Source organism: Hymenobacter seoulensis, from assembly GCF_054780535.1.
Genome location: NZ_BAAGWD010000006.1, coordinates 13405 through 38165, shown reverse-complemented (window position 1 = coordinate 38165; position 24761 = coordinate 13405). Strand labels below are relative to the sequence as shown.

At 62.4% G+C, this 24761-nt stretch carries 22 protein-coding genes; 3 read left to right on the top strand and 19 right to left on the bottom strand.

From position 1 onward, the window contains the following. Window positions 1-342 precede the first annotated feature (342 nt). Window positions 343-1440, top strand: a complete 1098-nt coding sequence (locus ACYVHC_RS19115; protein ID WP_460615404.1) for a cytochrome-c peroxidase — start codon at window positions 343-345, stop codon at window positions 1438-1440. Window positions 1441-1466: 26 nt separating this feature from the next. Here the strand turns inward: ACYVHC_RS19115 and ACYVHC_RS19110 are convergent, their stop codons facing one another. The 12 genes from ACYVHC_RS19110 to ACYVHC_RS19055 all read right to left on the bottom strand — a co-directional run bounded on the left by ACYVHC_RS19110 (window position 1467) and on the right by ACYVHC_RS19055 (window position 13477). Then, complete coding sequence (locus ACYVHC_RS19110) at window positions 1467-2315, bottom strand: MbnP family protein (protein WP_460615403.1); 849 nt, start codon at window positions 2313-2315, stop codon at window positions 1467-1469. A gap of 126 nt (window positions 2316-2441) precedes the next feature. Further along, window positions 2442-3365 carry an oxygen-dependent coproporphyrinogen-III oxidase gene (gene hemF, locus ACYVHC_RS19105; protein ID WP_460615402.1) on the bottom strand — a complete coding sequence of 308 codons (924 nt, stop codon included), beginning with the start codon at window positions 3363-3365 and terminating at the stop codon, window positions 2442-2444. Window positions 3366-3402: 37 nt separating this feature from the next. Beyond that, window positions 3403-4317 (bottom strand): universal stress protein, encoded by a 915-nt coding sequence (locus ACYVHC_RS19100; RefSeq protein ID WP_460615401.1) that lies wholly within the window; start codon window positions 4315-4317, stop codon window positions 3403-3405. Between the two features lie 46 nt (window positions 4318-4363). Then, complete coding sequence (locus ACYVHC_RS19095; protein WP_460615400.1) at window positions 4364-5095, bottom strand: sulfite exporter TauE/SafE family protein; 732 nt, start codon at window positions 5093-5095, stop codon at window positions 4364-4366. Window positions 5096-5171: 76 nt separating this feature from the next. Continuing rightward, window positions 5172-5642, bottom strand: coding sequence for a FixH family protein (locus tag ACYVHC_RS19090; protein ID WP_460615399.1), 471 nt, complete (start codon window positions 5640-5642; stop codon window positions 5172-5174). 67 nt (window positions 5643-5709) lie between these two features. Then, window positions 5710-7119, bottom strand: a complete 1410-nt coding sequence (ccoG, locus tag ACYVHC_RS19085; RefSeq protein WP_460615398.1) for a CcoG/RdxA/FixG family protein — start codon at window positions 7117-7119, stop codon at window positions 5710-5712. A 25-nt stretch (window positions 7120-7144) separates the two neighbouring features. Continuing rightward, window positions 7145-8044: a cytochrome c family protein gene (locus ACYVHC_RS19080; protein WP_460615397.1), complete on the bottom strand. Its 900-nt coding sequence runs from the start codon at window positions 8042-8044 to the stop codon at window positions 7145-7147. Beyond that, a complete protein-coding gene (locus ACYVHC_RS19075; protein WP_460615396.1) occupies window positions 8041-8319 on the bottom strand; it encodes a hypothetical protein in 279 nt (92 codons plus the stop codon). The genes ACYVHC_RS19080 and ACYVHC_RS19075 overlap by 4 nt, the downstream gene beginning before the upstream one ends. Beyond that, a complete protein-coding gene (locus ACYVHC_RS19070) occupies window positions 8313-8522 on the bottom strand; it encodes a hypothetical protein (protein WP_460615395.1) in 210 nt (69 codons plus the stop codon). The genes ACYVHC_RS19075 and ACYVHC_RS19070 overlap by 7 nt, the downstream gene beginning before the upstream one ends. Before the next feature lie 43 nt (window positions 8523-8565). Next, a complete protein-coding gene (gene ccoN / locus ACYVHC_RS19065; protein ID WP_460615394.1) occupies window positions 8566-10776 on the bottom strand; it encodes a bifunctional cbb3-type cytochrome c oxidase subunit I/II in 2211 nt (736 codons plus the stop codon). Window positions 10777-10879: 103 nt separating this feature from the next. Next, window positions 10880-11041, bottom strand: a complete 162-nt coding sequence (gene ccoS, locus ACYVHC_RS19060) for a cbb3-type cytochrome oxidase assembly protein (protein ID WP_460615393.1) — start codon at window positions 11039-11041, stop codon at window positions 10880-10882. 15 nt (window positions 11042-11056) lie between these two features. Continuing rightward, window positions 11057-13477, bottom strand: a complete 2421-nt coding sequence (locus ACYVHC_RS19055) for a heavy metal translocating P-type ATPase (RefSeq protein WP_460615392.1) — start codon at window positions 13475-13477, stop codon at window positions 11057-11059. Between the two features lie 188 nt (window positions 13478-13665). Between ACYVHC_RS19055 and ACYVHC_RS19050 the strand changes: the two genes are divergently transcribed. After that, on the top strand, window positions 13666-14160 hold the full coding sequence (locus ACYVHC_RS19050) for a hypothetical protein (protein ID WP_460615391.1): 495 nt from the start codon (window positions 13666-13668) through the stop codon (window positions 14158-14160). A gap of 18 nt (window positions 14161-14178) precedes the next feature. Beyond that, window positions 14179-14568 carry a group III truncated hemoglobin gene (locus ACYVHC_RS19045; protein WP_460615390.1) on the top strand — a complete coding sequence of 130 codons (390 nt, stop codon included), beginning with the start codon at window positions 14179-14181 and terminating at the stop codon, window positions 14566-14568. A 153-nt stretch (window positions 14569-14721) separates the two neighbouring features. Here ACYVHC_RS19045 and ACYVHC_RS19040 read toward each other — a convergent pair whose 3' ends face one another. From ACYVHC_RS19040 to ACYVHC_RS19010, 7 genes are all read right to left on the bottom strand, one after another. Beyond that, window positions 14722-15030, bottom strand: coding sequence for a cupin domain-containing protein (locus ACYVHC_RS19040; RefSeq protein WP_460615389.1), 309 nt, complete (start codon window positions 15028-15030; stop codon window positions 14722-14724). Window positions 15031-15213: 183 nt separating this feature from the next. Then, window positions 15214-16266, bottom strand: a complete 1053-nt coding sequence (locus ACYVHC_RS19035) for a response regulator (RefSeq protein ID WP_460615388.1) — start codon at window positions 16264-16266, stop codon at window positions 15214-15216. Continuing rightward, window positions 16244-17854 (bottom strand): sensor histidine kinase, encoded by a 1611-nt coding sequence (locus ACYVHC_RS19030; RefSeq protein ID WP_460615387.1) that lies wholly within the window; start codon window positions 17852-17854, stop codon window positions 16244-16246. Before ACYVHC_RS19030 ends, ACYVHC_RS19035 begins: the two co-directional genes overlap by 23 nt. Window positions 17855-18101: 247 nt before the next feature. Then, window positions 18102-19160, bottom strand: a complete 1059-nt coding sequence (locus ACYVHC_RS19025; RefSeq protein ID WP_460615386.1) for a glycosyltransferase family 2 protein — start codon at window positions 19158-19160, stop codon at window positions 18102-18104. A gap of 347 nt (window positions 19161-19507) precedes the next feature. Beyond that, window positions 19508-21370, bottom strand: a complete 1863-nt coding sequence (locus ACYVHC_RS19020; protein ID WP_460615385.1) for an alpha/beta fold hydrolase — start codon at window positions 21368-21370, stop codon at window positions 19508-19510. A 132-nt stretch (window positions 21371-21502) separates the two neighbouring features. Further along, complete coding sequence (locus ACYVHC_RS19015; protein ID WP_460615384.1) at window positions 21503-22357, bottom strand: helix-turn-helix transcriptional regulator; 855 nt, start codon at window positions 22355-22357, stop codon at window positions 21503-21505. Between the two features lie 174 nt (window positions 22358-22531). Next, window positions 22532-23566, bottom strand: coding sequence for a nucleotide-diphospho-sugar transferase (locus ACYVHC_RS19010; RefSeq protein ID WP_460615383.1), 1035 nt, complete (start codon window positions 23564-23566; stop codon window positions 22532-22534). Window positions 23567-24761 lie beyond the last annotated feature (1195 nt).

The window sequence follows — 24761 nt, the reverse complement described above, 5'->3', positions numbered from 1 at the left end:
GAGCCGCGCTCTGCGCGGTGCCGCCGGCAGCACCTCGGGGTAGGTTGACCGCAGTTCAGGTGAGATTGGTCAGCCCCACGTTAGGGAATTGGTGTTGTCGGAAGCCGGCCGGGAGGAGTGGGAACCTACCGGCCGGCGAGCACCGTGCTCCTCAGGCGTACCTGCGGCTACCCTTCATCCTTCCGTGCATCTTCATAACCTCCTAGCTGCTCAGGTTGAGAAGGGAAGCCGGCTGTACTTTGTCAGTCGGAATTTTCTGTGCCTTCCATTTTCCGCCGCCGCTAGGCCGTGGTAACAGGCAAAGGCATTATCTTGCGGTTGAGCTAGTAGGGGCAATACGGTATGAAACAGGTGGTATTTCTGGGGTGGCTGCTGCTAGGGCTGGCCGGGTGCCAAACGCAGCCGGACGAGGCCATCACGCCGGAAGGCCCCGTGGTGCCTCCCACACCGTACAATTTGGTACTACCCAGCAACTTCCCGGCGCCGCAGGCTCAACCTGCGGATAACCCCTTGACGGTGGAAGGCGTGGAGCTGGGCCGGCACCTCTTCTACGAGAAAGCCCTTTCCATTGATAACTCCGTCTCGTGCGCGTCCTGCCACCGCCAGGAGCTAGCCTTCACCGACGGGCGGGCCCGGGCCCTGGGCGTCAATCAGGCCGAGTCGCCCCGCAGCTCTATGTCCCTGGCCAACCTGCTGTGGGAGCCCCAGCTCATGTGGGATGGCTCCGCTACCACCCTGGAAGTTCAGGCCCGCATTCCCATTGAAAAGGACGTGGAAATGCACCAGAGCCTGGCGGCCGGCGTGGCCCGGCTCCAGCAGCTGCCCGCCTACCCCGGCCTGTTCCGCAAAGCCTTCGGCTCCGCTACCATTACGGAGGCCAACACGCTCAAAGCTTTGGCCCAGTTTGAGCGCACGCTCATATCCAGCAACTCCCGCTACGACCAGTACCGGCGCGGTGCCCGGGGGCGCCTGACCAGCTACGAGGTGCAGGGCATGGTGCTGTTCCTGACTCACCCGAATGGCCGCATCCGGGGCGGCAACTGCGGGGACTGCCATAGCGGCGACCTGCAAACCAACCATACCTTCAGCAACAACGGCCTGGATCAGACCTTTAGCGATTTGGGCGTGGGAGCCATTACGGGCCTGCCCACCGACCAGGGCAAGTTTCGGGTGCCTTCGCTGCGCAATATTGCCCTCACCGCACCCTACATGCACGATGGGCGATTTGCGACCCTGGAAGAAGTACTGGATCATTATAATGAGCACGTGGTGCTCACCAGCCCCACTATTGATCCGCTCATGCTCAACACCACCAACGACCCCGCCCAGCAAAGTCAGCTGCTGGAGCTCACGCGGGAGGAGAAAGCACAAATTGTGGCGTTTCTGCGCACGCTCACGGACTCCACGTTTATTCAGGATCCGCGCTTTTCGCGCCCCTGATCCAGCCTTGATTTTTCGCCGCTGCCTTACTCCGATTGCACTTGCGTGACGGTAAACATCCCGTCCGCTATATTATCTGCGAGCTTGGCCACGGCGGGGCCACTCATTTTGTTGTACACCGTGGCAAAGCTTACCGGGTTCAGGAAGGGAGGAGGGGTAGTAGTGCGCGGATTCGGCCCCGTGAACAGCTTCCCCACATCTACCCGCATCTGCAGCTGGGCGCCTCGGTTGGCGTGCACCAGCAGCCTAGCCGCCGGGAAGGGCAGCTCAACGGTGCGGATGGTGTTGTTGGCCTGGCCCTTGTAGCCGGCCACGTGAAACACCAGGGCCGTAGTGGGCGACTGCGGGGAGCGCCCTTCCAGCTTTAGATTAATGAATTCCGGCCCGTTCATTTCCCAGAACATCCCATTGTCGGCGTTCAGCACCCCGGTAAAATTGCCGGCCTTGGTCCGGGCACTATCGACGCCCACCACAAAGCTCAGGCTCGTGTATTCCCCCGCGGGCACCTGCCCTAACGTGAGCCGCCGCGAAGCAGCTTTCGCCTGATCGACCAGGAAATAGCTGTCGGGCACCAGGAAAGCGGTGCCGTTGGCCTGATGCAGGGTCAGATTGGAGAGGTAGTACTTAAAGGTGCTTACCGTGAAGTCATCCCCGTTGGCGTTTTTGTACGAAACAGCATCCAGTTCCAGGGGGCGATAGGAAAAACCGCCGCCATCCTCCGGTTGGCCCACAACATGCTCGAGCTGCATCGTAACGGTGCTGCCGGTTTCGGTGGCGGGGGCATCGGTTTCCTTTTGGCAGCTACCCAGCGTAAGGGCCGCCGCACTACCTAGCACGGCAATCAGCAGGCGGCTCAGAGATGAACGTAGTATCATAGCGAAATGGGCAACGGTATGCCTAGGCAAGGTACACGCTATGGCCCACTCCAGGCGAGGACGCTACATAATTATGGAATTACTCATCAACAAATGTTGCATCCCGTTCGGGGGCGACAAGCGCACTTACACCCACGCTACCCCCTGGCGCAGCCACTGCTGCGTGGCTTCTTCCGGTGAGCCGGGCTCGGGCTGCAGGTTGTAGTGCCACTCAGCCTGGGGCGGCAGGCTCATCAGGATGCTTTCGGTGCGCCCCCCGGTTTCCAGCCCGAATTTTGTGCCCCGGTCGATGGCCAGGTTGAACTCGGCGTAGCGGCCGCGGCGCACCAGCTGCCACTGCTTTTCCCGCTCGGAATACGGCAGGCCGGCGTTTTGCCGCATGATGGTGCCGTAGGTATGACCGTAGACTTCGCCTACATCCTGAATGAAGGCAAACAGCTCCTCAAAAGAGCCTTCTTTGCCTACCGTGAGCCGGTCGAAGAAAATGCCGCCTACGCCCCGAGTTTCCTGGCGGTGGGGCAGGTAGAAGTACTCATCGGCCCACTGCTTAAAGCGGGGGTAGTAGGTGTGGTCGTAGCGCTGGCACACTTCAAAAATCTGCTCATGAAACCAGCGGGCCTGCTTTTCATCCACGTAAATCGGGGTCAGATCCAGGCCGCCGCCAAACCAGGCCTCCCCGTTGCCAGCCTCAAAGTAGCGCACGTTCATGTGCGAGATGGGAACCCGTGGGCTGCGCGGGTGCTGCACCACCGATACGCCGGTGGCAAAGTAGCGGGCATCGGGCATGAGCAGCTGCCGGGCCGCCGGCTCGCTCATTTCGCCCCATACCGCCGAGAAGGCGACGCCGCCCTTTTCCAGCACGGCTCCGTTCTGAATGACGCGGGTGGCGCCCCCGCCCCCGCCGGCGTGGTTCCACAGATCTTCCCGGAAGCGGGCGCCACTGCCATCCGCCGTTTCCAGCCGGTGACAAAGCCAGTCCTGAAACTGGCGCATCCAGTTTTCAACCTGAACGCGGGATGGGGCAATGGCGGGGGCGGTAGTGGTAGTCATAACAAAGAAACTTCAGGTTAGGAAGGAGGCGCGGGGCTTAGGCCCAGCGCACAGCATGGTAATTGGGTAGCATGGTTTGCGGCTTTTCCTGGGCTAGGCGCCCGGCGCACCGCTCGCAGCAGGCCACCGCGGCCGGGCGCTCCTGGGGGCGCAGCACCAGGACCGGAATCTGGGTGTGGTAGGCCTGGGTAGTGGCGTAGCAGGAGTCGAAGTAGTGCCGCAGCTGCTCCGGGCTGCTGGGCGCCACAATGAGCAGCTGGGTGTGATGACGGGCGCAAAACTCGCTGATGCCTTCCACGGGCGCGTCTTCTTCCACCAGGTGGGGCAGGCAGGTGGCCCAGGTAAGCTGGGCGGCAGCGCGCCCCACCGCGTGCTTCAGCTGCCGGCGCTGCCCGCGGTGGCTTGGGGCGTAAAACTGTACCAGGTCCAAGGGCGCCGGAAAGGCCTGCTGCAGGGCCGACAGGCGCGGCAGCAGCTGGCTATCCAGCGCGCTGAAATCGGCCACCAAGGCCAGGCGGGCGGGCAGGGAACGGCGGCCGGGCGGCACCACCAGCACGGGGCACGCCACCAGCTCCGTGATGGCCACGGCGTGGTTGCCGGGCGCGGCCGCTTTGCCGCAGTCGATGTGCTCCAGGCCCATAACCACTAGGTCGGCGGCGCAGCGCGCAGTTTCTTCCCGCACGAAATCATGAAGACAGCCGCTGCGCACCCGGTAGTGGTAGCGAATCCGGCGTCCATCCTGGCGGGTGAGCTGCTGGTAGCGCAGGCGCTCCACCAGGCTCCGCAGCCGCTGCTCCTGCTGGGTTAGCTCCGCAGCCGGGGCGCCAGTGGCCGAGGCGTGGCAATAGAGCAGCACCACTTCGGCGGGCCAGCGCACGGCCAGCTTGTTGGCGTAGGCCAGCGTGTGCTCCGCGGCGGTGGTGTGGTCAAGAGGAACGAGGATGGTTTTCATGAAGCGTAGTGCAGCAGAGAAATAGAGGGTGCGAAGCAAAAAAGGGCTAGTGACAGGTATGCACCGAGCGGGGCTGCTGGCTGGGGCCCGGGGCCCCGGCCGCGCTTAGCTGGGGGCTCAGGTAAGGAATGCCCAGGCCCAGGCCGCGGACAATGAACAGCACGGCTAGCCCGGACGCCACGTAGGGCACCGCCTGCCGCATGCGTACCCGCCAGGGCAGGGGCACGAGCCGCCCCGTCAGCGAGAGGCCCAGCATAAGTGGGAGGGTGCCCAGGCCAAAGGCGGCCATGTAGGCGGCGGCGCCGGCGACGCCCGGGGCGCTCAGCGAGCCGGCCAAAGCCAGGTACACCAGCCCGCAGGGCAGCAGCCCGTTGAGCAGGCCGGTCAGGTACAGGGCCCGCCAGGAGTGGAGCTGGAACAGCCGGGCCAGCGTATTTTTCACCCAGGCCAGGGGCCGGTGCAAACCCAGGCCGCGGCCCAGGGCATCGGCCAGGCGGGGCGGCAGCCCTACCAGCAGCAGGATCAGCACCCCGGAGGCAATGGAGAGGCTTTGCTGCAGTCCGGCCAGGCGCAGGCCCTGGCCCAGCAGCCCGGTGGCCGCCCCCAGCGCCGCGTAGGTTGTTACCCGGCCCAGGTTGTAGAGCAGCCGCCCGCCTACGTAGCGCGCCGAGTTGGTCGCGGCGTCGGCGCGGCCGGGCAAGGCCAGGGCAATGGCCCCGCACATGCCTACGCAATGAAAACTCCCCAGCAACCCAAACGCAAACCCAGCCCAGAGCATGTACACAGAGTAGAAATGACTTGTCTTTTGTGGAAGGCAAGTACGCCCGGGCCCGGGCGAGAATACATGACGAAAATCACTCCGCCAGGGTGATATTTCTTTCCACGAAGTACGCTTGCCCGCCCGCCGTGAAATCGAGGCGCACGCGCCAGTAGCCGGGCTGCAGGCGGCTGGTGTTAAACTCCTGGCCGCCGCCGGTCAGCTGCAGGGGGAGCGTAAAATCCCGTTTCTGATCGGAGGGACGGAAAAAGTGCACCTGGCCGGTTACGGGTTGGTTTACTAGGTCCTCGGGAAGCTGTACCCGCAGCCGGTCCGTGGCGGCATCATAAGTTAGCTGCACGGGCGCGGGCAGGGCGGCCGTGCGGGCCTCGGTATCCATGCGCTGCTGATAGGCCAGCTCCTGCTGGTAGTAGTCGGCGCTGACCAGGTCCACGCTGGTGCGCATGGCCTGCTGCACCATGTAGCCGATATAGGAGGCGAACAGCACGAACGTCAGCACAATGGCGTAGGGCCAGAAGGTGCGCTTGGAAGGAGGAGAAGCAACCATGAGAAAGTCGAAAAAATAGGCGCGGCCGGCAACGGGCCGCGCAAGCAAAACTTTACGGGACAGTGGGCTACTGCACCGGACCTAGGAACTTGGTGCTGGTTTCGGCAATCAGCTCCGAGCCGCTGTACAAGCCAATGCGGATGGTCTGGTTGGTGCGGTGCAGGGCAGGGCGGGGCAGCTCCGCAAAGAATACGCCCTTCACCATGCCCTGGGCCGGCAGCACCAGCCCCGCGGAGCCCACCAGCGAAATCCGCCCCTGGGTTGGTTCCAGCACCCGCATGGTGAGCGGGTAGGGGTGGTTGGTTTTGTTGATCACGGAGATGTTGTAGAGGTTGGTAATGGTGCCGTGGTCGGTTTTCTGAAACAGCTGACCCGGCGTGCGCAGCACCGTCGCCTGCACATTGGAGCGCGAAACCAGCAGGCCCGTCAGCACCACCGCCAGCACCACCAACACCCCCGACAGCACTTTCATGCGGCCCGTAAACCGGGGCGTGGTGCCCGCGGCAATGTCGTTTTCGGAGGCGTGCCGGATCAGGCCCTCGGGCCGGTTCACCAGGTTCATGATGGCATTGCAGGCATCAATGCAGGCGGTGCAGTTGGTGCACTCCATCTGCTGGGCCCCGTTGCGGATATCGATGCCCGTGGGGCACACCTGCACGCACTGGTTGCAGTCGATGCAGTCGCCGGCGGTGCGGACCTGGTTTTTCCGCAGCTTTTCCCGCGGCTCGCCCCGCTTATAGTCGTAGGCAACCACCAGGCTGTTTTTATCCAGCAACACGCCCTGCAGGCGCCCGTAGGGGCAGGCAATGGTGCACACCTGCTCCCGAAAACGGGCAAATACGGCGTAGAACACCCCGGTAAACAACACCATGGCCGCCAGCCCGCCCACATGCTGCCCGGGCGTATCCGTCACGATCTGCATCAGCTCCTCTGTGCCGATAATATAGGCCAGAAAGGTGTTGGCAATCAGGAAGGAAATACCCAGAAACAGGGTGTGCTTGGTGGTTTTGCGCCAGATCTTGTTCCAGTCCCAGGGGGCGCGGTCCAGGGCTTTCTGCTGGGGGGCGTCGCCTTCCAGCCAGTACTCCAGGCGGCGAAACACCATCTCCAGAAAAATGGTCTGGGGGCAGACCCAGCCGCAGAACACCCGCCCGTACACCACCGTGAAGACAATGATGAACAGCACAAAGGTGAGCGTGGCCAAGAGCAGAATAAAGAAATCCTGGGGCCAGAAGATCTGCCCCAGAATAATGAAGCGCCGGGCCGGCAGATTCAGCAGGAGCAGGGGCAAACCATTGATGCGCAGCCAAGGGCCCGCAAACAGCAGGGCCAGCAGCCCGTAGCTCAGCCACTTCCGATACTGATACAGCCGGCCGTGGGGCTGCTTCGGGTAGAGCCACACCCGCTCGCCGGCCGCATCCACCGTGGCAATGGTGTCGCGAAAAGACTCGGCAGAGGTAACAGGGGTAGTGGACATGGAAAGGAACCTGTACTAGAAAAAATTAAAGCTGAGCAACCGGCGTACCGGCCAGCTCTTTCTTGCCCTGGGGCTCCTTGGCCCCGGCGGGCTTGGTGCCCTGCAAACTGAGAATGTAGGATGTGACTTGCAGGATCTGCTTGCCCGAAAGCTTGCCTTTCCAGGCGACCATGCCCTTGCTTTGCACCCCGAACTTGATGGTTTTGTAGACGTGGTTTACCTCGCCGCCGTGCAGCCAGTACTCGTCCGTCAGGTTGGGACCCACCTTGCCCTCGGCCTGGGCGCCGTGGCAGGGGGCGCAGTTGGTAGCATAGATGGATTTGCCGCCGCTTAGATCGGCGGCCCCGTTCAGGGCCTGGTAGGTCGTGAGCTTGTTGGGGTCATCCGCATCAGCCGACACCAACAGGGCCGCCTGCTGCATTTCCACGGCGTACTCGTCGCCCTGCAGCGGTCCGGCCTGGGCCAGGTGGTAGTAGCTTAGGTAGCCGATGGCAAACAGGATGGTGGCATAGAAGCTGTACTTCCACCACGGGGGCAGGTCGTTGTCAAACTCGTGAATGCCATCGTAGTCGTGGTCCAGGATTTCGTCGCGAACGACGCCCTTCACCAGCGTGGCATCCCCCACGAGCAAACCCAGTACCCGGCCGCTCCAGGTCGGGCGCACGGTAGGCAGCTCATAAACCCGGCGCAGCAGGGGCCGCAGCTTGATGACCATCGCTACCCCCAGCAGCAGCAACAGCATAATTACCAGGGCCAGCGTGCTCAGCAGAAACCAGAACAGCATGGTCTGAGCATCCGACGCGGCGGTAGCGGGCGCCGCCCCCGCGGCCGGGGCCGCTTCCTGGGCCCAGGCTGAGCCGGCGGCCAGCAGGGCTATTCCCGCGCCGGCCGCGGTTACGCGCAGGTAGTGGGCTAGGCGGCTCATGCGGCAACCCGTTCTTCGGTGGCAGGAACCGGGGCAGTGGCATCCGCCGGCGTGGCAGCGGGCGGGTCCTGCTGGGCCGCTTCCGCGGCCGCGGCGGCCAGGGAAGTGGCCGTCATCACACCAAAAATCAGCACCACGGCCGCCAGGCCACCGGCCAGCCAGCTGAGCAAATCCGTGGGGGTAGGCCCCGAGGGGGCCGCGGACTGGGCCGTGGCCAGAGAAACCGTGCACAAGCTCAGCAAAATAGTCAGGAGGGGAGTGCGCTGGGTTAGCATAACGCGTCGGTAGTTAGGGGTTGGGGTAGAGTTTCGGCCGAGGCTTCTTCGCCCAGGGGCAGGCAGCTCATGGCGTGCAGGTGCTGGCGGCTGGCCACGGCCACGTACAAGAGCAAAGCCAGGAAGAAGAAGAAAAAGATGGCGAAGGAAATGAGTGGGTAAATCTCAATGCCCGCAATGGAGCGCAAGACGTTCTTATCCATGATGCTGAAGGGGTTAGCCGGGCTCAAGGGGCCGGCAGATGGGTTACTGCGCGGCGGCCGTGGCCTGCTCCGGCTTTACTTTGATGTCGGTGCCCAGGCGCTGGAGGTAGGCAATGAGGGCCACAATTTCCTTGTCGGTCTTCACCTCGATTTCCTCTTTTTTCAGCTCGGCCACAATGCCCCGGGCCTGGCGCCGGGCGTCGGCCACGGCCTGCTGCTCAAAGCCGGCGGGGTAGGGCGTGCCCAGGTCGCGCAGCACCTTGATTTTGGTGGGCAGGGTGCTGTAGTCGAGGTCGTTGTCAAACAGCCAGGGGTAAGCCGGCATGATCGAGCCCGGCGACATGCTGGTGGGATCCAGCATGTGGTTGTAGTGCCAGGAGTGCGGATACTTCTGGCCCACCCGGTGCAGATCGGGGCCGGTGCGCTTGCTGCCCCAGAGGAAGGGGCGGTCATACACAAACTCGCCGGCCTTGCTGTACTCGCCGTAGCGCTCGGTCTCGGAGCGGAAGGGGCGCACCATCTGGGTGTGGCAGTTCGAGCAGCCTTCCTTGATGTAGAGGTCGCGGCCCTGGAGCTCCAGCGCCGTGTAGGGCTGCACCGAGGCGATGGTGGGCACGTTGCTTTTCACCAGGAAAGTCGGAATCATTTCAATGGCACCCCCAATCAGGATGGCTACCGTGGCGCCGATGCTCAGCTGCACGGGGCGGCGCTCAATCCAGCGGTGCCAGTGGGCGCCCTGGTGCTCCTGCTCCTGCCCGGCCGGCAGCAGGGGAGCGGCCTGGGCCTTTTCATCCGCTAGCAAGGAGCCCGCCTTGGCCGTCCGGTACAGGTTGTACATCATCAGGAATACCCCGCTCAGGTAGAGCACTCCGCCGATGCCCCGCAGGTAGTACATGGGCACGAGCTGGATTACCGTTTCCAGGAAGTTGGGGTACTGCAGCATGCCCTCGGCATTAAACTGCTTCCACATCAGGCCCTGGGTGAAGCCGGCCCAGTACATGGGCAGGGCGTAGAACAGGATGCCCAGCGTGCCCAGCCAGAAGTGGGTGTTGGCTAGCTTCTTGGAGTGCAGGGGCGTGCGATAGAGCCGGGGCCACAGCCAGTAGAGCATGCCAAAGGTCAGGAAGCCGTTCCAGCCCAAAGCCCCTACGTGCACGTGGGCAACAATCCAGTCGGTGAAGTGGGCAATGGCGTTTACGTTCTTTAGGCTCAGCATGGGCCCCTCGAAGGTGGCCATGCCGTAGGCCGTTACGGCCACTACGAAAAACTTGAGAATGGGCTCCTCCCGCACTTTGTCCCAGGCGCCGCGCAAGGTCAGCAGACCGTTGATCATGCCGCCCCAGCTCGGCGCAATCAGCATGACGCTGAAGGCCACGCCCAGACTTTGGGCCCAGTCGGGCAGGGCGGTGTAGAGCAGGTGGTGGGGTCCGGCCCAGATGTAAATGAAAATCAGGGACCAGAAGTGAATGATGCTCAGGCGGTAGGAGTACACGGGCCGCTCCGCCGCTTTGGGCAGGAAGTAGTACATCAGGCCCAGGTAGGGGGTCGTCAGGAAGAAGGCCACCGCGTTGTGGCCGTACCACCACTGCACCAGGGCATCCTGCACGCCGGCGTAGAGGGAGTAGCTTTTCATAAAGCTTACCGGCACGGCCATGGAGTTGACGATGTGCAAGACCGCCACGGTCAGGAAAGTGGCAATGTAAAACCAGATGCCCACGTACAGGTGGCGCTCGCGGCGGCGGGCAATGGTGCCGAACATGTTCCAGCCGAACACCACCCACACCAGGGTAATGGCAATATCAATGGGCCACTCCAGCTCGGCGTACTCCTTGGAGGTGGTAAAGCCCAGGGGCAGCGTGGCCACGGCCGACACGATAATCAGCTGCCAGCCCCAGAAGTGCAGCTTGCTGAGCTTATCCGAGAACATCCGGGTTTTGCACAGGCGCTGCAGGGAGTAGTACACGCCGGTAAAGATGCCGTTGCCCACAAAGGCGAAGATGACGGCGTTGGTGTGCAGGGGGCGGATGCGGCCGAAGGTGGTGTACGCCGTGCCCATGTTCAGCTCGGGCCGGGCCAGCTGAAAAGCCGCCAGCACGCCCACCAGCATCCCGATAATACCCCAGATAACGGTGGCAATGCCGAAGTCGCGGACAATGCGGTTATCGTAAAAGAAAGTGTCAACGGCCCGCGCCGGGGGAGGAGAAACCAAGGGCGGGTGGGGGGCCGCCACGAGGGGTAGTGGTTCGACTTGCATAGCTGCAGAAGTAGATGAATTACTGCTCCAAAGGTCTTTGCAGGCTGATTTGCAAAAGATGACGAACGTCAGCCGCGGACCTGATTGATGTCAGGCGCGGGGGCTAGGGGGCCGGGTCCTGGGTGGTTTCGTTGTCGAAGAGCATGCGCACGGAGGGCGTGTAGTCGTCTTCGTACTGGCCCGAGCGCACGGCCCACAGGAAAGCACCCAGAAAGGTTAACGCCACTAGCAGGCTGACCCCGATAAGCAGAAAAATGATGGTCATGGCTGAAGGGAGAAATTAAAGGTGCCGGCGCCGGGCCGCGTAGCGCACGAGCAGGGTGGCAAAGGTCATGACGCTCAGCGAGCTGATGGGCATCAGGATAGCCGACACGATGGGGGTAAACTGGCCCTGCACCGCCAGCCCCAGGCCAATGCCGTTGTAGCAGAACGAGAGCACAAAGGTGGCCAGCACTATCTGCAGGCAGTCGCGGGAAAACTTGAGGAAGGTGCTGAGCTCCCCGAGGCTGCCGGCATCCAGAATCGCGTCGCAGGCGGGGGAGAAGTTGGTGAGTGTTTCGCTCAGGGCCACGCCCACGTCGGCGCGCTGCAGGGCTCCGGCGTCGTTGAGCCCGTCGCCGACCATCACCACGCGCCGGCCCCGCTGCTGGAGGGTTTCCACGAATTGGAGCTTGTCCAGGGGCGACTGGTTAAAGCGCAGCTCGGCCGCGGGGCCGAACAGCTGGCGCAAACGCGCCTCTTCCGCGTTGTTGTCACCGGTAAGCAGGGCCAGGTGGTAGTGGCGGCTTAACTCCTGCAGCAGGCCGGGCAGGTTGGTGCGGTACTGGCTGCTGACTTCGTACCAGCCCGCGGGCCGCCCATCCAGGGCCACGTATACTCTGGATTGCCGCTCGCCGTGGGGGGCGGGGGGCAGCCCCACGAAAGCGGCCGAGCCCAGGCGCAGGTCGCGGCCCGTTACCCGCCCGCTCAGCCCCTGGCCCAAGATTTCCGAGTATTCTTCTACCGCCAGCGCGGAAGCCCCCAACGTTTCGGCCAGGCGCTGGCTGAGTGGGTGGGTAGACTGGCGGGCCAGGGCAGCCACGCGCTGCTCATCCTCCGAACTCAGCGCCAGGCCCTGGAAAGTTACCAAGGCCCGCTGGGTGTCGGTGAGGGTGCCGGTTTTATCAAACACTAGAGTGTCGGCGCGGCCCAAGGTCTCCACCACGGCCGCGTTTTTCAGGTAGAGGCGGCGCCGGCCCAGCACCCGCAGCGCCGCCCCCAAGGCAAAGGGCGTCGCCAACGACAGGGCGCAGGGGCAGGCAATAACCAGCACGGAGGTGCAGGCGCGCAAGGCCAGCTGCGGATCGCGCGGGTACCAGTACACGGCCGCCCCCAGGGCCAGGGCTAGGGTCACGCCCACAAAGTAGCGGCCTACGGTGTTGGCGTAGGTTTCCAAGGTAGGCGCGGCTTCCTTCTGAAACGCGGGATTATTCCAGAGCTGGGTGAGGTAGCCCTGCGACACCTCGCGCACCACCTCCAGCTCCACGGCTTCGCCCACCTGCCGCCCCCCGGCGTACACGACTTCCCCCGCCTCCTTGGCCACGGGCAGGCTTTCCCCCGACACAAAGCTGTAGTCAATCTGTCCGCTGCCGCGCAGCAGCACGGCATCGGCCGGAATAATTTCCTGGTGGCGCACCCGAATGCGCTGCCCGGCCTTGAGCTCTTTCACGGGCACCGACTGCTCGCCTTCTTTGGTGAGGAGGGTAACGGCCACCGGGAAGTAGGAAGTGAAGTCCCGGTCGAAGCGCAGCGCGTCGTAGGTGCGCTGCTGCACCCACTTGCCAATGAGCATGAAAAACACCAGGCCCGTAAACGAGTCAAAGTACCCGGGGCCGCGCTGGGTTACAATATCCACCACGCTGGTGACAAACAGCGCCGTAAGGCCCAGGCTGATGGGAAAGTCGAGGTTGATGTAGCGCTGGCGCAGCCCCTGCCAGGCCGAGCGGTAGAAGTCGCGGGCGCTGACCAGCAGTACCGGCAACGCCAGCAGGAAGCTCAGCCCGCCAAAAAAACGACCAAACAGGGCCTGCAGCTGCTCGGTAAAGGAAAAGTAGTCGGGCAGGGCCAGCAGCATCACGTTGCCGAACGCAAAGGCCGCCAGCCCCAGCTGGTAGACCAGGCGGCGGCTGGCTTGGTGGGGCTGGGCGCCCAGCTCGGCCAGGGTGATCTGGGGCTCATACCCAATCGAGGCCAGGAGCTGCACCACATTGCGCAGGGAGGTGCTCTGGGGGTGGTAGCTTACCGTGAGCTCCTTGCGCAGGAAGTTGACCCGGGAGGCCGAGATGCCGGCATCCAGCTTAAACAGGTTTTCCAGCAGCCAGATGCAGGAAGCGCAGTGCATCTGCGGAATGGTAAACGTCAGCCGGTGCAGGGTCGGCGACTGAAACGTGAGCAGCTGGCTTTGCACCGAGTCCAGCGCCAGGTAGTCGAAGCGGCCGGGCAGGGCTACTTCCTTTACTTTCTGGCCCGGGCGCTCATCAAGGCGGTAGTAGGTGCACAGGTTGCTGGTATCCAGCAGCTCATACACCGCCTTGCAGCCCTGGCAGCAAAAGTGCAGCGTGGGCTGGCTGGCCAGGCGGATGGGCTGCTCGGGGCAGTCGTCCCCGCAGTGGGAGCAGGCCAAATGGGTAAGCGGCAGAGCAGGAGCGGGGGCAGTAGGCACAGGCAACGGACTAGGGGGTACGGAAGCTCAAAGCTCCCACCGGCTGCCCGGCGGAAAACTGACGAACGTCAGCTTCCCGCCTGATCTATTTCAGCTCTCCGGCGGCGCCCGAACCTGCAACTTTGCCCTCGTGGTTGCCGGCATGTACTGCGCGGCTGATTTCTTATCCGATTTTCGAACGTAGATATATGCCTCGTATCCGATCCACTGGTTTGTTGCTGCTGGTACTGGCCCCCTTCGTGTGGGCCGGCTTGGTAGCCGGTATATCCTTTCTGGAAGCCCCGCTTAAGTTTACCGCCCCGCACATTACCATTCCGCTGGGGCTGGGTATTGGCCGCATCGTGTTTGCCGCCCTGAACAAAGTGGAGCTGCTGCTGGCTGCCGTGGCGGTAATAAGCGCTTTTTACGTGCGCGTGCCCACTCATCTGGCGTCCACGTTGGGCTTGCTGTGCGCCGTGCTCTTGCTGCAAACCGGCTGGCTGCTGCCCGCTCTCGATACCCGCACCCTGGCCTTGCTGGCGGGCCACCCGGCCCCGCCCAACTCCCTGCATACCATCTACATCGGGCTGGAAGTAGTGAAACTGCTCACCTTGCTACTGACGGGCACCTGGGCATTTCAGTGGAGCCTGCAGGTAGTGCGCGGACAGGAGCTCAACCGCCGCGCCGCCGCTCAACTGGCTTAACCAATTACTACCTCCGCTATGGATTCCACCCGCCCCGATATTCAAACTGAAGCCGACGTGCAGCTGCTCGTCGATACTTTTTATCACAAGGTTAACCAGGACGAGCTGCTGGCGCCCGTATTTAACGGGTTTGCCCAAGTCGACTGGGCCCGGCATCTGCCCATCATGTATGATTTCTGGAGCAGTATTCTGCTGGGTACGGGGCGCTACCGCGGCCGGCCCTTCCAGAAGCACCTGCCCCTGCCGGTTGAGGCCGCCCATTTTCAGCGCTGGCTAACGCTGTTTGATGCCACCGTGACAGAGCTGTTTGCCGGCCCCACCGCCGACGAAGCCCAACTGCGGGCCCTGAACATTGCCACCGTGTTCGAGCACCGGTTGCGCCGCCCTGATCCCCTTTCAATCTTGTAGCCCGCCACCGAGCGCCGCTCCCGGCGGGGTCCCTCCACACCAAGCAAAACCAGAAGTCCCCACCAGCCCTCCCATCGGTTCCGGAGGGGCTGGTGGGGACTAGTGGTATTCCAGCATTCTGAAAATGGTGGAGGGTTAAATCAACTCCGTGGCCTAGCGAAAAATCAGGATGCGGGCGGGCTCCAGACAGGTCAGCGAATGCGGGGCCTGGGCGGAAATAATGACGTAGTCGCCCGCCGTCACTTCCGTGGGCTGCTCGTCCTGGGTGATAATCAGGCGGCCCGCCAGCACTGTCACGAACACATCCACGGGGGCGTGATGGGTAGGCATCACCTCGCCGGCCTGAAAGGTTTTGTAGAGTACTTTCGCGCCGTTTTTATCCAGGAGCACCAGCGCTTTCTGCTCGCCGGCGGGCGGATGCGAGCCCGCCAACAGGCTGCCGCAGGTAAGGGGAGGAAACATGAAAATCGGGTTAGTGAGTTAACGCTCAAACCTCCGCGTTTCCGGCTCCCCTTCCCATGACAATTGTCAGTTTAAGGCGTTTTATGCCCTAGCTAGTTTCTTTTGCAGTCCGTACCTACTAGGCCCGGAACCGGCTTAAAGCGGCGTGTACCGGCGGGCCAGGTCAAGCCCGCCGGCTGCAACTTACCAATGCGCCCGCCGCAGCTTTTCGGGCTGTAGTACCCGGATATTTTTGGGCGTGAGCTCAATCAAGCCGTCGTTCTTAAACTCACTCAGGGTCCGGATCAGCGACTCCGGCGCGGTGCCCACCAGGGCAGCCATGTCGTCGCGGGATAGGTAGATGGCCGCATCCGGGGCCGTGGCCGCCTGCTCGTGCATGCGCAGCAGCGTATCCGCCACCCGCCGCCGAATCGAGTTATAAGCCATGCCCAGCAGCTGCTCTTCCCGCTCCGTCACGCGGCCGGCCAGCAGCCGGATAAACTGCTGCCCTACCGTTGGGTTGCGCAACAGCTGCGTGAAGTCTTCCCGCGGGATGTACACCAGCTCCGAGTTTTCCAGGGCCACGGCCGAGTCGCTGTGCGGGGTTTGCTCCAGCAGGGGCAGGTAGCCGAAAAACTCCCCGGGGCCATAGAGGCCCGTAATCAGCTCTTTACCGCCGGCGGTGGCTTTAAGGGTTTTCACCCGCCCCGATTTAACAAAGTACACCCGGTTGGGCTCGTCGCCTTCCAAATAGATATCCTGCTTTTTGCGGATGCTGTACACTTTGCGGTCCGCGGAGAGGGTAGCCAGATTGCCCACGGCGCGGGCATCATCCAGAAATTCATCCAGTCCCCCGGGAGCCCGCAGGTCATACTCGGCCTTGAGGTGGCGGAAGCGGTTCAGCCGACCCGTGATGGCGCTTAGCAGCTCGGCTTCATCAAAGGGCTTGGTCAGGTAGTCATCGGCGCCCAGCTCCATGCCTTTGCGCAGGTCGGAGCGCTCGGTTTTTGCCGTCAGGAAAATAAACGGCACCCCGGAAAGCTGCGGGTTCTGGTTGAAGATCTGCAGCACGCCGTAGCCATCCAGCACGGGCATCATGATGTCGCACACCACCAGATCGGGCTTGCTGGCCAAGGCCAGTTCCACGCCTACCTTCCCGTTTTCCGCCGCCAGCACGTGGTAGCCGGCCAGCTCCAGAATTTCGGTGGTGTTTTCACGAATCAGCTCGTTGTCTTCAATCAGCAGAATAGTTGTCATAGGGAATGGTGATGGTGACGGTAGTACCCACGCTAAGCTCGCTCTGCAGGGAGATAGTGCCGTTCATGAGCTCCAGATAGCGGGCAATGATATACAGGCCCAGGCCCGTACCCGGTACGTTGGCCGCGTTGCGGGCCCGAAAAAAACGCTCGAATAAGTGTTCCTGATCTTCCCGCGAAATGCCCACGCCCTGGTCCTGCACCCGCAAGGTCAGCACGCCGGCCTGGCATTCGGCCCGCACCGTCACTACCGAGTCCTCACCCGAATACTTGATGGCGTTGGAAAGCAGGTTGACCAGGATTTTGCGCAGCAGCGAGGGGTCCAGATGGATGGGGCCGGGGCAGGCGGCGTGCTGCTCAATGCGCTGGCGGGGCTTGAGCATGCCCTGCACGCTGGTAACCGTTTCCTGGAGCAGGGCGGGCAGGTGCAGGCTGGCGGGGTGGGCCTCGATCCGCCCTTCCTCAATGCGGCCCACGGAAAGAAACTCTTCCAGAATATCGTTGAGATGATTTACCGATGCGCGAATGCGCTGCAGGTGCTTCAGGCGCTTGTCCTGCTGCTCCGTGGTCGGGTATTTCTCAATCAGGGTGGCCGAAGTAAGCACGGCCGTCAGGGGGGTGCGAAACTCGTGGGAGGCCATGCTCACGAAGCGCGACTTAAGCTCCCCCAGCTCCTGCTCGGCGGCCAGGGCCTGGGTTAGCTCCTGGCTGCGCTGCTCCAGCTGCTCCAGGGTGCTGAGCAAGGCGTGGGTGCGGTTGGCTACTTTTTGCTCGAGCTCGGCGTTGAGCTGCTCCACGTGCTGGCGCTGGGCAATCAGCTCGCGCTCAGCTTCCTTTTTGAAAGTTATATCCAGCACGTACGCCACCACGTACAGCTCCTCGTCCAGGTAAAAATAGCTCAGACTCACTTCCACCGGGAACACGGAGCCATCCTGGCGCTGCCCCATCAGGTCGCGGTTGTGCCCCATGCCGCGCACCTGGGGCGCCCGGTTAAAGGATTCGCGCAGCTTTTCGTGGTTACGACCGGAGGCATTGGGCACCAGCACTTCAATGCGCTTGCCCAACAGCTCCTCTACCCCGTAGCCAAACAGCTTACCGGCCAGCTCGTTGGCCGACACGATACTGCCGGGCCGGTCGCAGACGATGATGCCAATGGTGGCGTTGGCAAATACCGCTTCAAAGCGCCGCACGCTGTGCGCCAACTCGCGCTCCGCCTGCTGCAGACGGCTTTGCTCAGAAAGGCGAACCAAGGAAAACGGCCGGCCATCGGCCTCAAAAAAGGTAAACTGGACCCGGCTCCAGAAGGCCGTGTCGGTATACGTATACAGCTCGGCTTCCAGCTCCAGATTCCCTTCCTGCCGCACTTGCTCCCCCAGGGTTTGCCACTCCACTACGGTCCAGGGAGATACGCGCAGCGCCCGCGGCGGCTCGGCCAGGAAGGCTTCCTCGGAAGGGTACCCTAGCAGCTTTACGCCCGCCTGATTCACCTGAGTAAAGCAGCCAGCAGTAAGGTCATAAATACCCACGAACTCCGGGGCGCGGGCGTAGAGCAGCTCCAGTAGGGCGGTGGAATGCGAAGTTGATAGCATAGGTATGGCCGGCACCGCTTTCCTGAAAGACACAATGCCGTGCCCTAAGGTAAGCACCGCCGGGGTCTGGCCGCCTGCTACCTGATATTTATCAGGTAGCAAAAGGGGGAAGCCCGCAAACCGGCCCCCTTCGCGTTGCCCCCGGTTCGACCTGGCCCTGGGCTTGCTGACCTCCAGGCCGGGCCTTGGAAGGATACGTTCCCCTTACCGGGGAAAGTAGAAGCCTCTACGTAAGGGAAAGGCGTGCTTACGTGAGCAGGGAAGGTGAATGCCGGCTCTCCGGCCTTTCAGCGGGCACCACGCACGCCAGCAACTGCAGCAGCCAGCGCAGGGGCAGCCAGCGCAGGGATACCTCCAACTGGCTTAGGGAGGGGTGCTCGAGCAGCTCCAGCACCCGGCGGGCGCGAACCAGGTTCCGGTTGCGCAGGGAGCGGACCGTGCCGGCCAGCACAAACTGATGAAAGAAGTGGGTTTTGGCCGCCGCCAGCCCCCGGGGGGGAAGCAGTTCCTGCTGCTGGGCCTGCTCGAAGATGCGCAGCAGTAAGTTTACCGTCCTCTCCTGAAACATGCTGGCGGTCAGCGCCCCATTGTGGACGGTGTAGGCCGCAGTGGTGGCGGGAACCCGGTACAGCCCGCAGTGAACGCAGACCCGCAGCCAGATGTCCAGGTCCCCCGTGCCCTCCTGCACCGGATCCAGCATACCCGCCGTGAAATACGCGCCCCGGGAGACGACCATGGCCGGCATGCGCACCAGGGAGGAATTGGTCAGCAGCTGGTGCACGGCCTGCTGCGGGGCCAGGAACTGCGCCCGGCGCACCCCCTGGTGCCGCCGCACCCGCTCGTGCTCGTCCACCACCTGCACGCCAAATAAAATGGCCTCGTGCCGCCCCTGGGTGCGCTGCAGGGTCTGCACGAGCGTAGCCACTGCGCCCGGCAGCAGATAATCGTCGTCGTGGAGCATGAGCACGTAGTACCCCCGGGCCCGCTGCACGCAGGCATTCCAGTTATCGATCAAAGTGGCCCCCGGCGGGTTGTGGTAGTAGCGCCACTGCCCGGCTGGCTGGCTGGCCAGTTCCCGCTGGGTAACCACCTGGGAGTCGTCGTCCAGGGAGTTATCGGATACCAGGACCTCTACCCCGTTGGGTAGGGGGCCGAGGGAACGCAGGGTCCGGGCCAGCAGCTGCGGGCGATGGTAGGTAGGCACGCAGATACTTAACAGCACTGCGGCGGCGGGAGCTTGAGGGAAGGAGGCAGAATCAACCGGGTCCGCGGCCGATACCGGCGCAAGCAAAGCAGGGGTGTCCATGGGATAAAGCGAAGCGGGCACAACGGGAATAGGGCAGGCAGCTTGGGAGGGGTAGTTTCCCTAACCAGGATAAAATAGTATTTAAATATACATATAAAATCTATATATTCTACAAGTTTATTATTGGTTCAAAATTTATCCTTCTGACATAGCGGGCGGAGAGATGCCCGGTCCCGGCATCCCTGTTCGTTCTGGGATGCCGGCCCGCTTTCCTGGAAGGGGTAAACCAGCAGGGGAAGCCCTCCGATTTCGAAGGCTTCCCCTGCTTATAGAAAACCTGCGCCCCGCTGCGATCTACTTAACGGGCCGGACCCGGACCCGGCGCCACTCCGGCCTTGCCTTTCGTTTTAGCGGGCAGCCACCGAGGCAATGGCTGGGGTGGCTGAAGGTTGAGGTTCGTTTAAAAAGCTTAGCACGGCTTCCAGCACCTGCGCCGGCTTTTCTTCGAACAGGTAGTGGCCGCTGTCCTGAAAGGTGACGACGCGGCCGTTGCTGGTCATGGCCGGCACCCCGTGCTGGAGCGTGCCGTGGGCCACGTAGCTAGCGATGCCCAGCACCGGCAAACTCAGCGGAGCGTAGCTTTGGTGGTCGGCCATGTCCTGCTCCAGGGCCTGGTACCAGGCGTTGGCGGCCCGGATGTTTTCCGGCTGGTTATAAACCGCCGCGTACACGGCCCGGTCAAAGGCCGTCATCTTGCTTTCATCCAGCATCACGTAGGCGAACAGGTAGTCGAGCAGCACCTGGAATCGGCCGGCCAGCAGCTGCTCGGGTAGTCCTTTGATTTGGTTGAAGGCCATCCACCAGATGTACGGGTGCTGCCCGTCCATCTTTCCCGTCAAGGATCCCGGTGCGGGTAGCATCGGCATGTGGCGCATGCCTTCGGTGGGGTGGGTGCCATCCAGCACAATAAGCCGGTCGGTCGCGGTGGGGTAATTGTAGGCGAAGCTGCTGGCTACCATGCCCCCAATGTCGTGCCCCAGCAGGGAAACCGAACCCAGGCCCAGCTGCCGGACCAGCTCGTAAATATCGCGGGCCATGGTCTTCTTGTCGTAGCCGGTAGCGGGTTTGTCGGAGCTGCCCATGCCGCGCAAATCAACCAGGATGACGTGATAGTGCCGGGCCAGCTCCTGGGCTACGGGGTGGAACGAGTACCAGGTCTGGGGCCAGCCCGGCAGGCACACCAGGGGCTGGCCGCTGCCCCCGGCCACGTAGTGCAGGCGCACGCCGTTGACGGTGGCGTAGTGATTGGTAAAGCCCGGAAGCCGCTTGACTAGCTCCTCGTCCGAATACGGCCCCAGCCCACCGGAAGCGGTGATGGTGGAAGTGTGCGCCCGGAGCAGGTCCTCGGCGCTGGTCCAGGTCAGGTCCGGATACCGATGGTTGTCGAGCGGGTGGTTTTGCACCGTGAACATGCTGCGCACATATTGCAGCTGCTGCCAATCGGCGTAGAGCTGCTGCTCGCCGGCCGGGTTGGCGGCCCGGGCTTGCTCGATTAGGGCGGCCAGGTCCGCGCGGGAGCCCAGCTTCACTAACTCGAAATGCCCGCGGCCGGCCGCTTCCGCCGCCGCGGCCAGCTGGCGGGGGCTAACCTGAAACGAGGCAATCCGCAGGAAGCGGGGCGTAGTAGCATCCAGGGCGGCGGCCGCGGTGTAGGCGGCCGTGTCGGCCATCGTGGTGAAGTCAATTTTCCACTCGGCGTCATCCCAGTAGCCGACCTGCTGCTGCCGGAAGTCGAGCAGCGGTAGGTTATAGGTCAGGATTTCCCCGAAGGCCCCGTTAAGGATGGAGGTGGCCGCAATGGGCGCCTTATCCAGGTGCTGCTGAAACTCGCGGCGCAAATCGAAGTTGCGGTTTTCGCCGGGGCGCTCCTGGGTGTAGTCGCTGCAGAAATCCGAGGGGATAAAGCGGGGCACGCCGGCGGCCACGGCCGCTGTCAGCAGGCGGGATTGGGCATCCACGATCACCTCGCGCAGCCCGGCCAGGGCCGAGACAACACAGGCTACGCCCGCGCAGGCCTGGGTCAGGCCCGCCGTGTCAGTTAGCTCCACGCGGCGCACGTCCACGCCCTGGCGCGTCAGCTCCGCTACTTTAACTTCGTCCGTGGTTGCGCGCACGAGGGCGCGTACCGCCGCGCCGCGCTGCAACAAGGCCGCTACTATGCGGCCGCCAAGCTCGCCGGTTGCTCCGGCCACTAGAATGGTAGTATTCATACGGGTAAGGGGAAGAGGGAGAGCCGCGGTAGTGCGGCTCGATTAACTACCCCAAAGGTCCCCCGGCCGGGGCTGGCACCTAGCCCGATTCCTGCCTAGTTCTAGCAAATTCGTGCGGATTGGCGGGCGGGGCTAGCGCCCCTGCACCTGGCGGGGGCTGCGGCCGGTAGCGCGCCGGAACGCGGCCGAGAAGTGGGCGGGCGAAGCAAAGCCCAGTTGGTCGCTGATGGCAGCCAGCGGCAGCTCCCCCCTGCGCAGCAGCTGCTGGGCGCGCCGGATTTTCCAGCTTACCACGTACTGGTAGGGCGACTGGCCCGTGGTGTACTTAAAGCAGCGCGCGAAATGAAATACGCTTAGGTTGGCCAGGCTGGCCAGGGCTTCCACCGTGATAGTTTGCTCGGCGTGGCCTTCCAAGTAGGCGTCGATGCGGGCCAGCACCGATGTGGGCAAGGGGCGGCCCGGCGCCCGGCGCAGCTCGAGGGTGGCGTGGTGCTCCAGCAGGTGGTAGCAGAGCGCATTGGTCAGCGACTCCACGTAGAGCCGGCCCAGGGCGTGCCGGGCCCCGGCGGCGGCGAGCAGTTGCCGGCCCAGCTGGGTTAGCAAGCCGTCCTCAAACCGGAACCGGTCGCGCAGCGTCAGCTTGCTCAGGGGCAAGCTGGCCCGGCTTTCCAAGGCCTGGGGGGCCAGGTGCAGCTGAATAATGTCCGCGGGCCCGTCCCAGGAGGTAGGCCCATACTCCCCAGCCGGATACAGGCCGGCGTCGCCCGCCCGGAACAGGTCTTCTTCCCGGTGGCGCCCGTTCTGGCGGCGCGAGCGCACCGGTTGGGCTCCCTGGTGCAGGAGCAGCAGGTGCTGGTCATGCGCGTGCGCGGGCAGGGCCATGGCCTCCAGCTGGTAGCGCTCTACCCGTAGCCCGGGCCACGCCTGGTCGACGCTGGTTTGCAGCGCCGGTCGGTCGTAGGACAGGTAGTTGCTGGTATCGTTCATGAGCGGCAAACCTACGCAATCGTACCTAACCTGAGCCTTCGCTGCGAGCGCTACCCTGCTAAAGCCAGCACGGAGAGAGCTTCTGGGCGGCGTGCCCACCGGAAGCGGTAGCAGCTAACCCGGCCCGGCAGGCCAAAACCAAGTTAGTACGGCGGTATACCGCCCTGCTGCTTTTTAGGAAGCTACGGACTTGGCTACTGGGGCGGCAGTAATTTGCGGTAACCGCTGCCGGGGGCTTTGCAGGCCGTCGGCCACGGGGCGCATGCCCGTAAACAGGCGGCGGAAAATGGCCCCCAGGCGGCCGAGCAGAAAGTCATTGAAGCGCCGATTGTCCCGCCGCCGGTCCGCCACTACCTGCGCCGGGTGGCGCAGGGGTAGGGGCAGATCCTGGGCCGGCAGGCAGCCGAGGGTATCATTCGGGTCGTGGGTGTGGGTGGAGTCCCCCCCAAACCCGATGTTGCCGACCAGATTGACGGCGGGCACAATGTAGAGGCCCTGGTGGCGGGCAATGGTGTACTCCCACTGGTAGTCCCAGACGTCCGGGGGCTGGGGCAGGGCCAGCACCCCGGCCATCTTTCCCAGGCGGTAGCGCTTTTCCAGGCGGCCGGAGAAGGCCGAATTCAGGGCGCCCGAGGCGGCGACGGCGTGAAAGTCCGTCAGGTGATAATCGTACAGCGCCCAGGCTCGCCGCCAGGTGGCCCAGCCCCAGCTGGTGCGCTGGGTGGAGAAGTGATAGGAGGGCGCGTCCGCCGTCTGGGGTCGGCGGGCTTCGGAGCCGAAGTTGTTGCCCCCGATGTGCATCACCCGCGCGTCGTGGCGGTAGCGGGCGAGCAGCTCGGCGCAGAAGGGAAAGAAGCTGGCCGAGGGCACGCAGTCATCCTCTAGAATAATGCCCTCTGACTCGTGGGTGAAAAACCAGTTCAGCGCCGTGACCGGGCCGCGCCCGCAGTTCAGGTTGTGGTCCTGAAACAGGGTGATCACCTGACAGGGCCAGTCCACCTCCTCCAGCACGGCCCGGGCTTCGGCGCAGCGGCGCGCGTCGGTCGGGTGCCCCGGGCGGGGCCCGTCGGCGGCCACGTACAGCCGGGTCGGCCGGGCTTGCCGAATGGCCTGCAGGACGCGGCGGGTTAGGTCCGGCCGCCGAAAAATCAACAGCAGCACGGGAGTGCTTAATCCTTCGCATGCAGGGGGCGATAAGAATGGCCTCATGTGACTTTTCGCGGTATGGGATAATGCCATGAGTTGGTGGCTGGCAGTCCAGGGAAAGAGGAAAAGAAAAGCGTCTGCAAGCACCCCATAAGCTACAACATGTTTAGCTGAAGCGTAACTGGGGAGTGCAATATAATCTTAATATAAAGCAAGCGTGCGCCGGGCCGAAATTTTATAGGCTTTATACGCCGTCAAGAAAGTTTTAGCTGGCCAACACTGATGCACTTCAAGGAGGCGCCCACCAGTAGATTGCCCAGTGGGTATGCCGATCCGGAGTTTACTGCTGGTACAGCGCAAGTATAGTGCGGCGCGGCTACGTCTGGCCAGGTCGGGCACACTGGCTGGGGCCAGGGGGAGGTAGCCCAGGCATCTTCAGGAACAGACAACCGGAATTTTTAGGAGCCTTTATTTTATCGGTCTTCAGCTTCTTAACAAAAGCAAACAGGACGTCAATGTAATTGGCTGACTGCAGGATCATCTGCACCATTGGGTACGGCAATACCCATGGATTCTTAAATTGCGGGAGTTAGGCAGCCGACCCGCTTATGAAGCTATTTGTTTGACTAAGCATATTTAGTGATTGAGATAAAAAATGTCTTTTAAATAGCCAACTCTTATAATTCTGTTAATTTAACTTGCATAACATATTGCCCAACTTATAAACTTGGTCTTTTAGGTTATAGAACCTTATAGTAATCCTATATAATATGCTGTAAATCAAGGGTTTATAAGTAATAAAAATAACTATCAATACCTTTGTGTTCACAAACTTTAAAAAAAAATAGCACAAAAAAATTAGATAACGATTAATTCCGGTGGTTATCAGGAAAAATGCAATATAGGAGGTCTAAATAAGTATAAATTGGCATTTCAAGATTTATCTATTTAATGCCTTTTATTACTATATCAAATACTGCCCTTCGCTTTATTTATGCTGCTATCCTTGAGGAGCTTATTAAAAAGTTTTAAACGGCGCCGCGCGCCAGTGTATTTGCCGCCGAATCTAGTTGCTGAATTTAGTGAGAGTAGTTAAATACGTATTGAAACGGTTCCGCAACACGAATAAAATCTATTAGTTAGCTAGTATCACAGTCTCCTCCGTTAGCTACACGCAAAGCAATAGGGTTCATAAGCCCATATCCGGCATTAGCGCCTTAAACCTAAGTGTTTGCCTCTGCCCATTACTTCTTAAAGT

Bases quoted from the DNA above. Each gene is read 5' to 3' on its own strand.
- ACYVHC_RS19090 (WP_460615399.1), bottom strand. From the start codon at position 5,642: ATGGTTGCTTCTCCTCCTTCCAAGCGCACCTTCTGGCCCTACGCCATT.
- ACYVHC_RS19020 (WP_460615385.1), bottom strand. From the start codon at position 21,370: ATGAATACTACCATTCTAGTGGCCGGAGCAACCGGCGAGCTTGGCGGC.
- ACYVHC_RS19095 (WP_460615400.1), bottom strand. From the start codon at position 5,095: ATGCTCTGGGCTGGGTTTGCGTTTGGGTTGCTGGGGAGTTTTCATTGC.
- ACYVHC_RS19040 (WP_460615389.1), bottom strand. From the start codon at position 15,030: ATGTTTCCTCCCCTTACCTGCGGCAGCCTGTTGGCGGGCTCGCATCCG.
- ACYVHC_RS19110 (WP_460615403.1), bottom strand. From the start codon at position 2,315: ATGATACTACGTTCATCTCTGAGCCGCCTGCTGATTGCCGTGCTAGGT.
- ACYVHC_RS19045 (WP_460615390.1), top strand. From the start codon at position 14,179: ATGGATTCCACCCGCCCCGATATTCAAACTGAAGCCGACGTGCAGCTG.
- ACYVHC_RS19075 (WP_460615396.1), bottom strand. From the start codon at position 8,319: ATGCTAACCCAGCGCACTCCCCTCCTGACTATTTTGCTGAGCTTGTGC.
- ACYVHC_RS19080 (WP_460615397.1), bottom strand. From the start codon at position 8,044: ATGAGCCGCCTAGCCCACTACCTGCGCGTAACCGCGGCCGGCGCGGGA.
- ACYVHC_RS19115 (WP_460615404.1), top strand. From the start codon at position 343: ATGAAACAGGTGGTATTTCTGGGGTGGCTGCTGCTAGGGCTGGCCGGG.
- ccoN (WP_460615394.1), bottom strand. From the start codon at position 10,776: ATGCAAGTCGAACCACTACCCCTCGTGGCGGCCCCCCACCCGCCCTTG.
- ccoG (WP_460615398.1), bottom strand. From the start codon at position 7,119: ATGTCCACTACCCCTGTTACCTCTGCCGAGTCTTTTCGCGACACCATT.
- ACYVHC_RS19030 (WP_460615387.1), bottom strand. From the start codon at position 17,854: ATGCTATCAACTTCGCATTCCACCGCCCTACTGGAGCTGCTCTACGCC.
- ACYVHC_RS19070 (WP_460615395.1), bottom strand. From the start codon at position 8,522: ATGGATAAGAACGTCTTGCGCTCCATTGCGGGCATTGAGATTTACCCA.
- ACYVHC_RS19025 (WP_460615386.1), bottom strand. From the start codon at position 19,160: ATGGACACCCCTGCTTTGCTTGCGCCGGTATCGGCCGCGGACCCGGTT.
- ACYVHC_RS19010 (WP_460615383.1), bottom strand. From the start codon at position 23,566: ATGAGGCCATTCTTATCGCCCCCTGCATGCGAAGGATTAAGCACTCCC.
- hemF (WP_460615402.1), bottom strand. From the start codon at position 3,365: ATGACTACCACTACCGCCCCCGCCATTGCCCCATCCCGCGTTCAGGTT.
- ACYVHC_RS19035 (WP_460615388.1), bottom strand. From the start codon at position 16,266: ATGACAACTATTCTGCTGATTGAAGACAACGAGCTGATTCGTGAAAAC.
- ACYVHC_RS19100 (WP_460615401.1), bottom strand. From the start codon at position 4,317: ATGAAAACCATCCTCGTTCCTCTTGACCACACCACCGCCGCGGAGCAC.
- ccoS (WP_460615393.1), bottom strand. From the start codon at position 11,041: ATGACCATCATTTTTCTGCTTATCGGGGTCAGCCTGCTAGTGGCGTTA.
- ACYVHC_RS19050 (WP_460615391.1), top strand. From the start codon at position 13,666: ATGCCTCGTATCCGATCCACTGGTTTGTTGCTGCTGGTACTGGCCCCC.
- ACYVHC_RS19015 (WP_460615384.1), bottom strand. From the start codon at position 22,357: ATGAACGATACCAGCAACTACCTGTCCTACGACCGACCGGCGCTGCAA.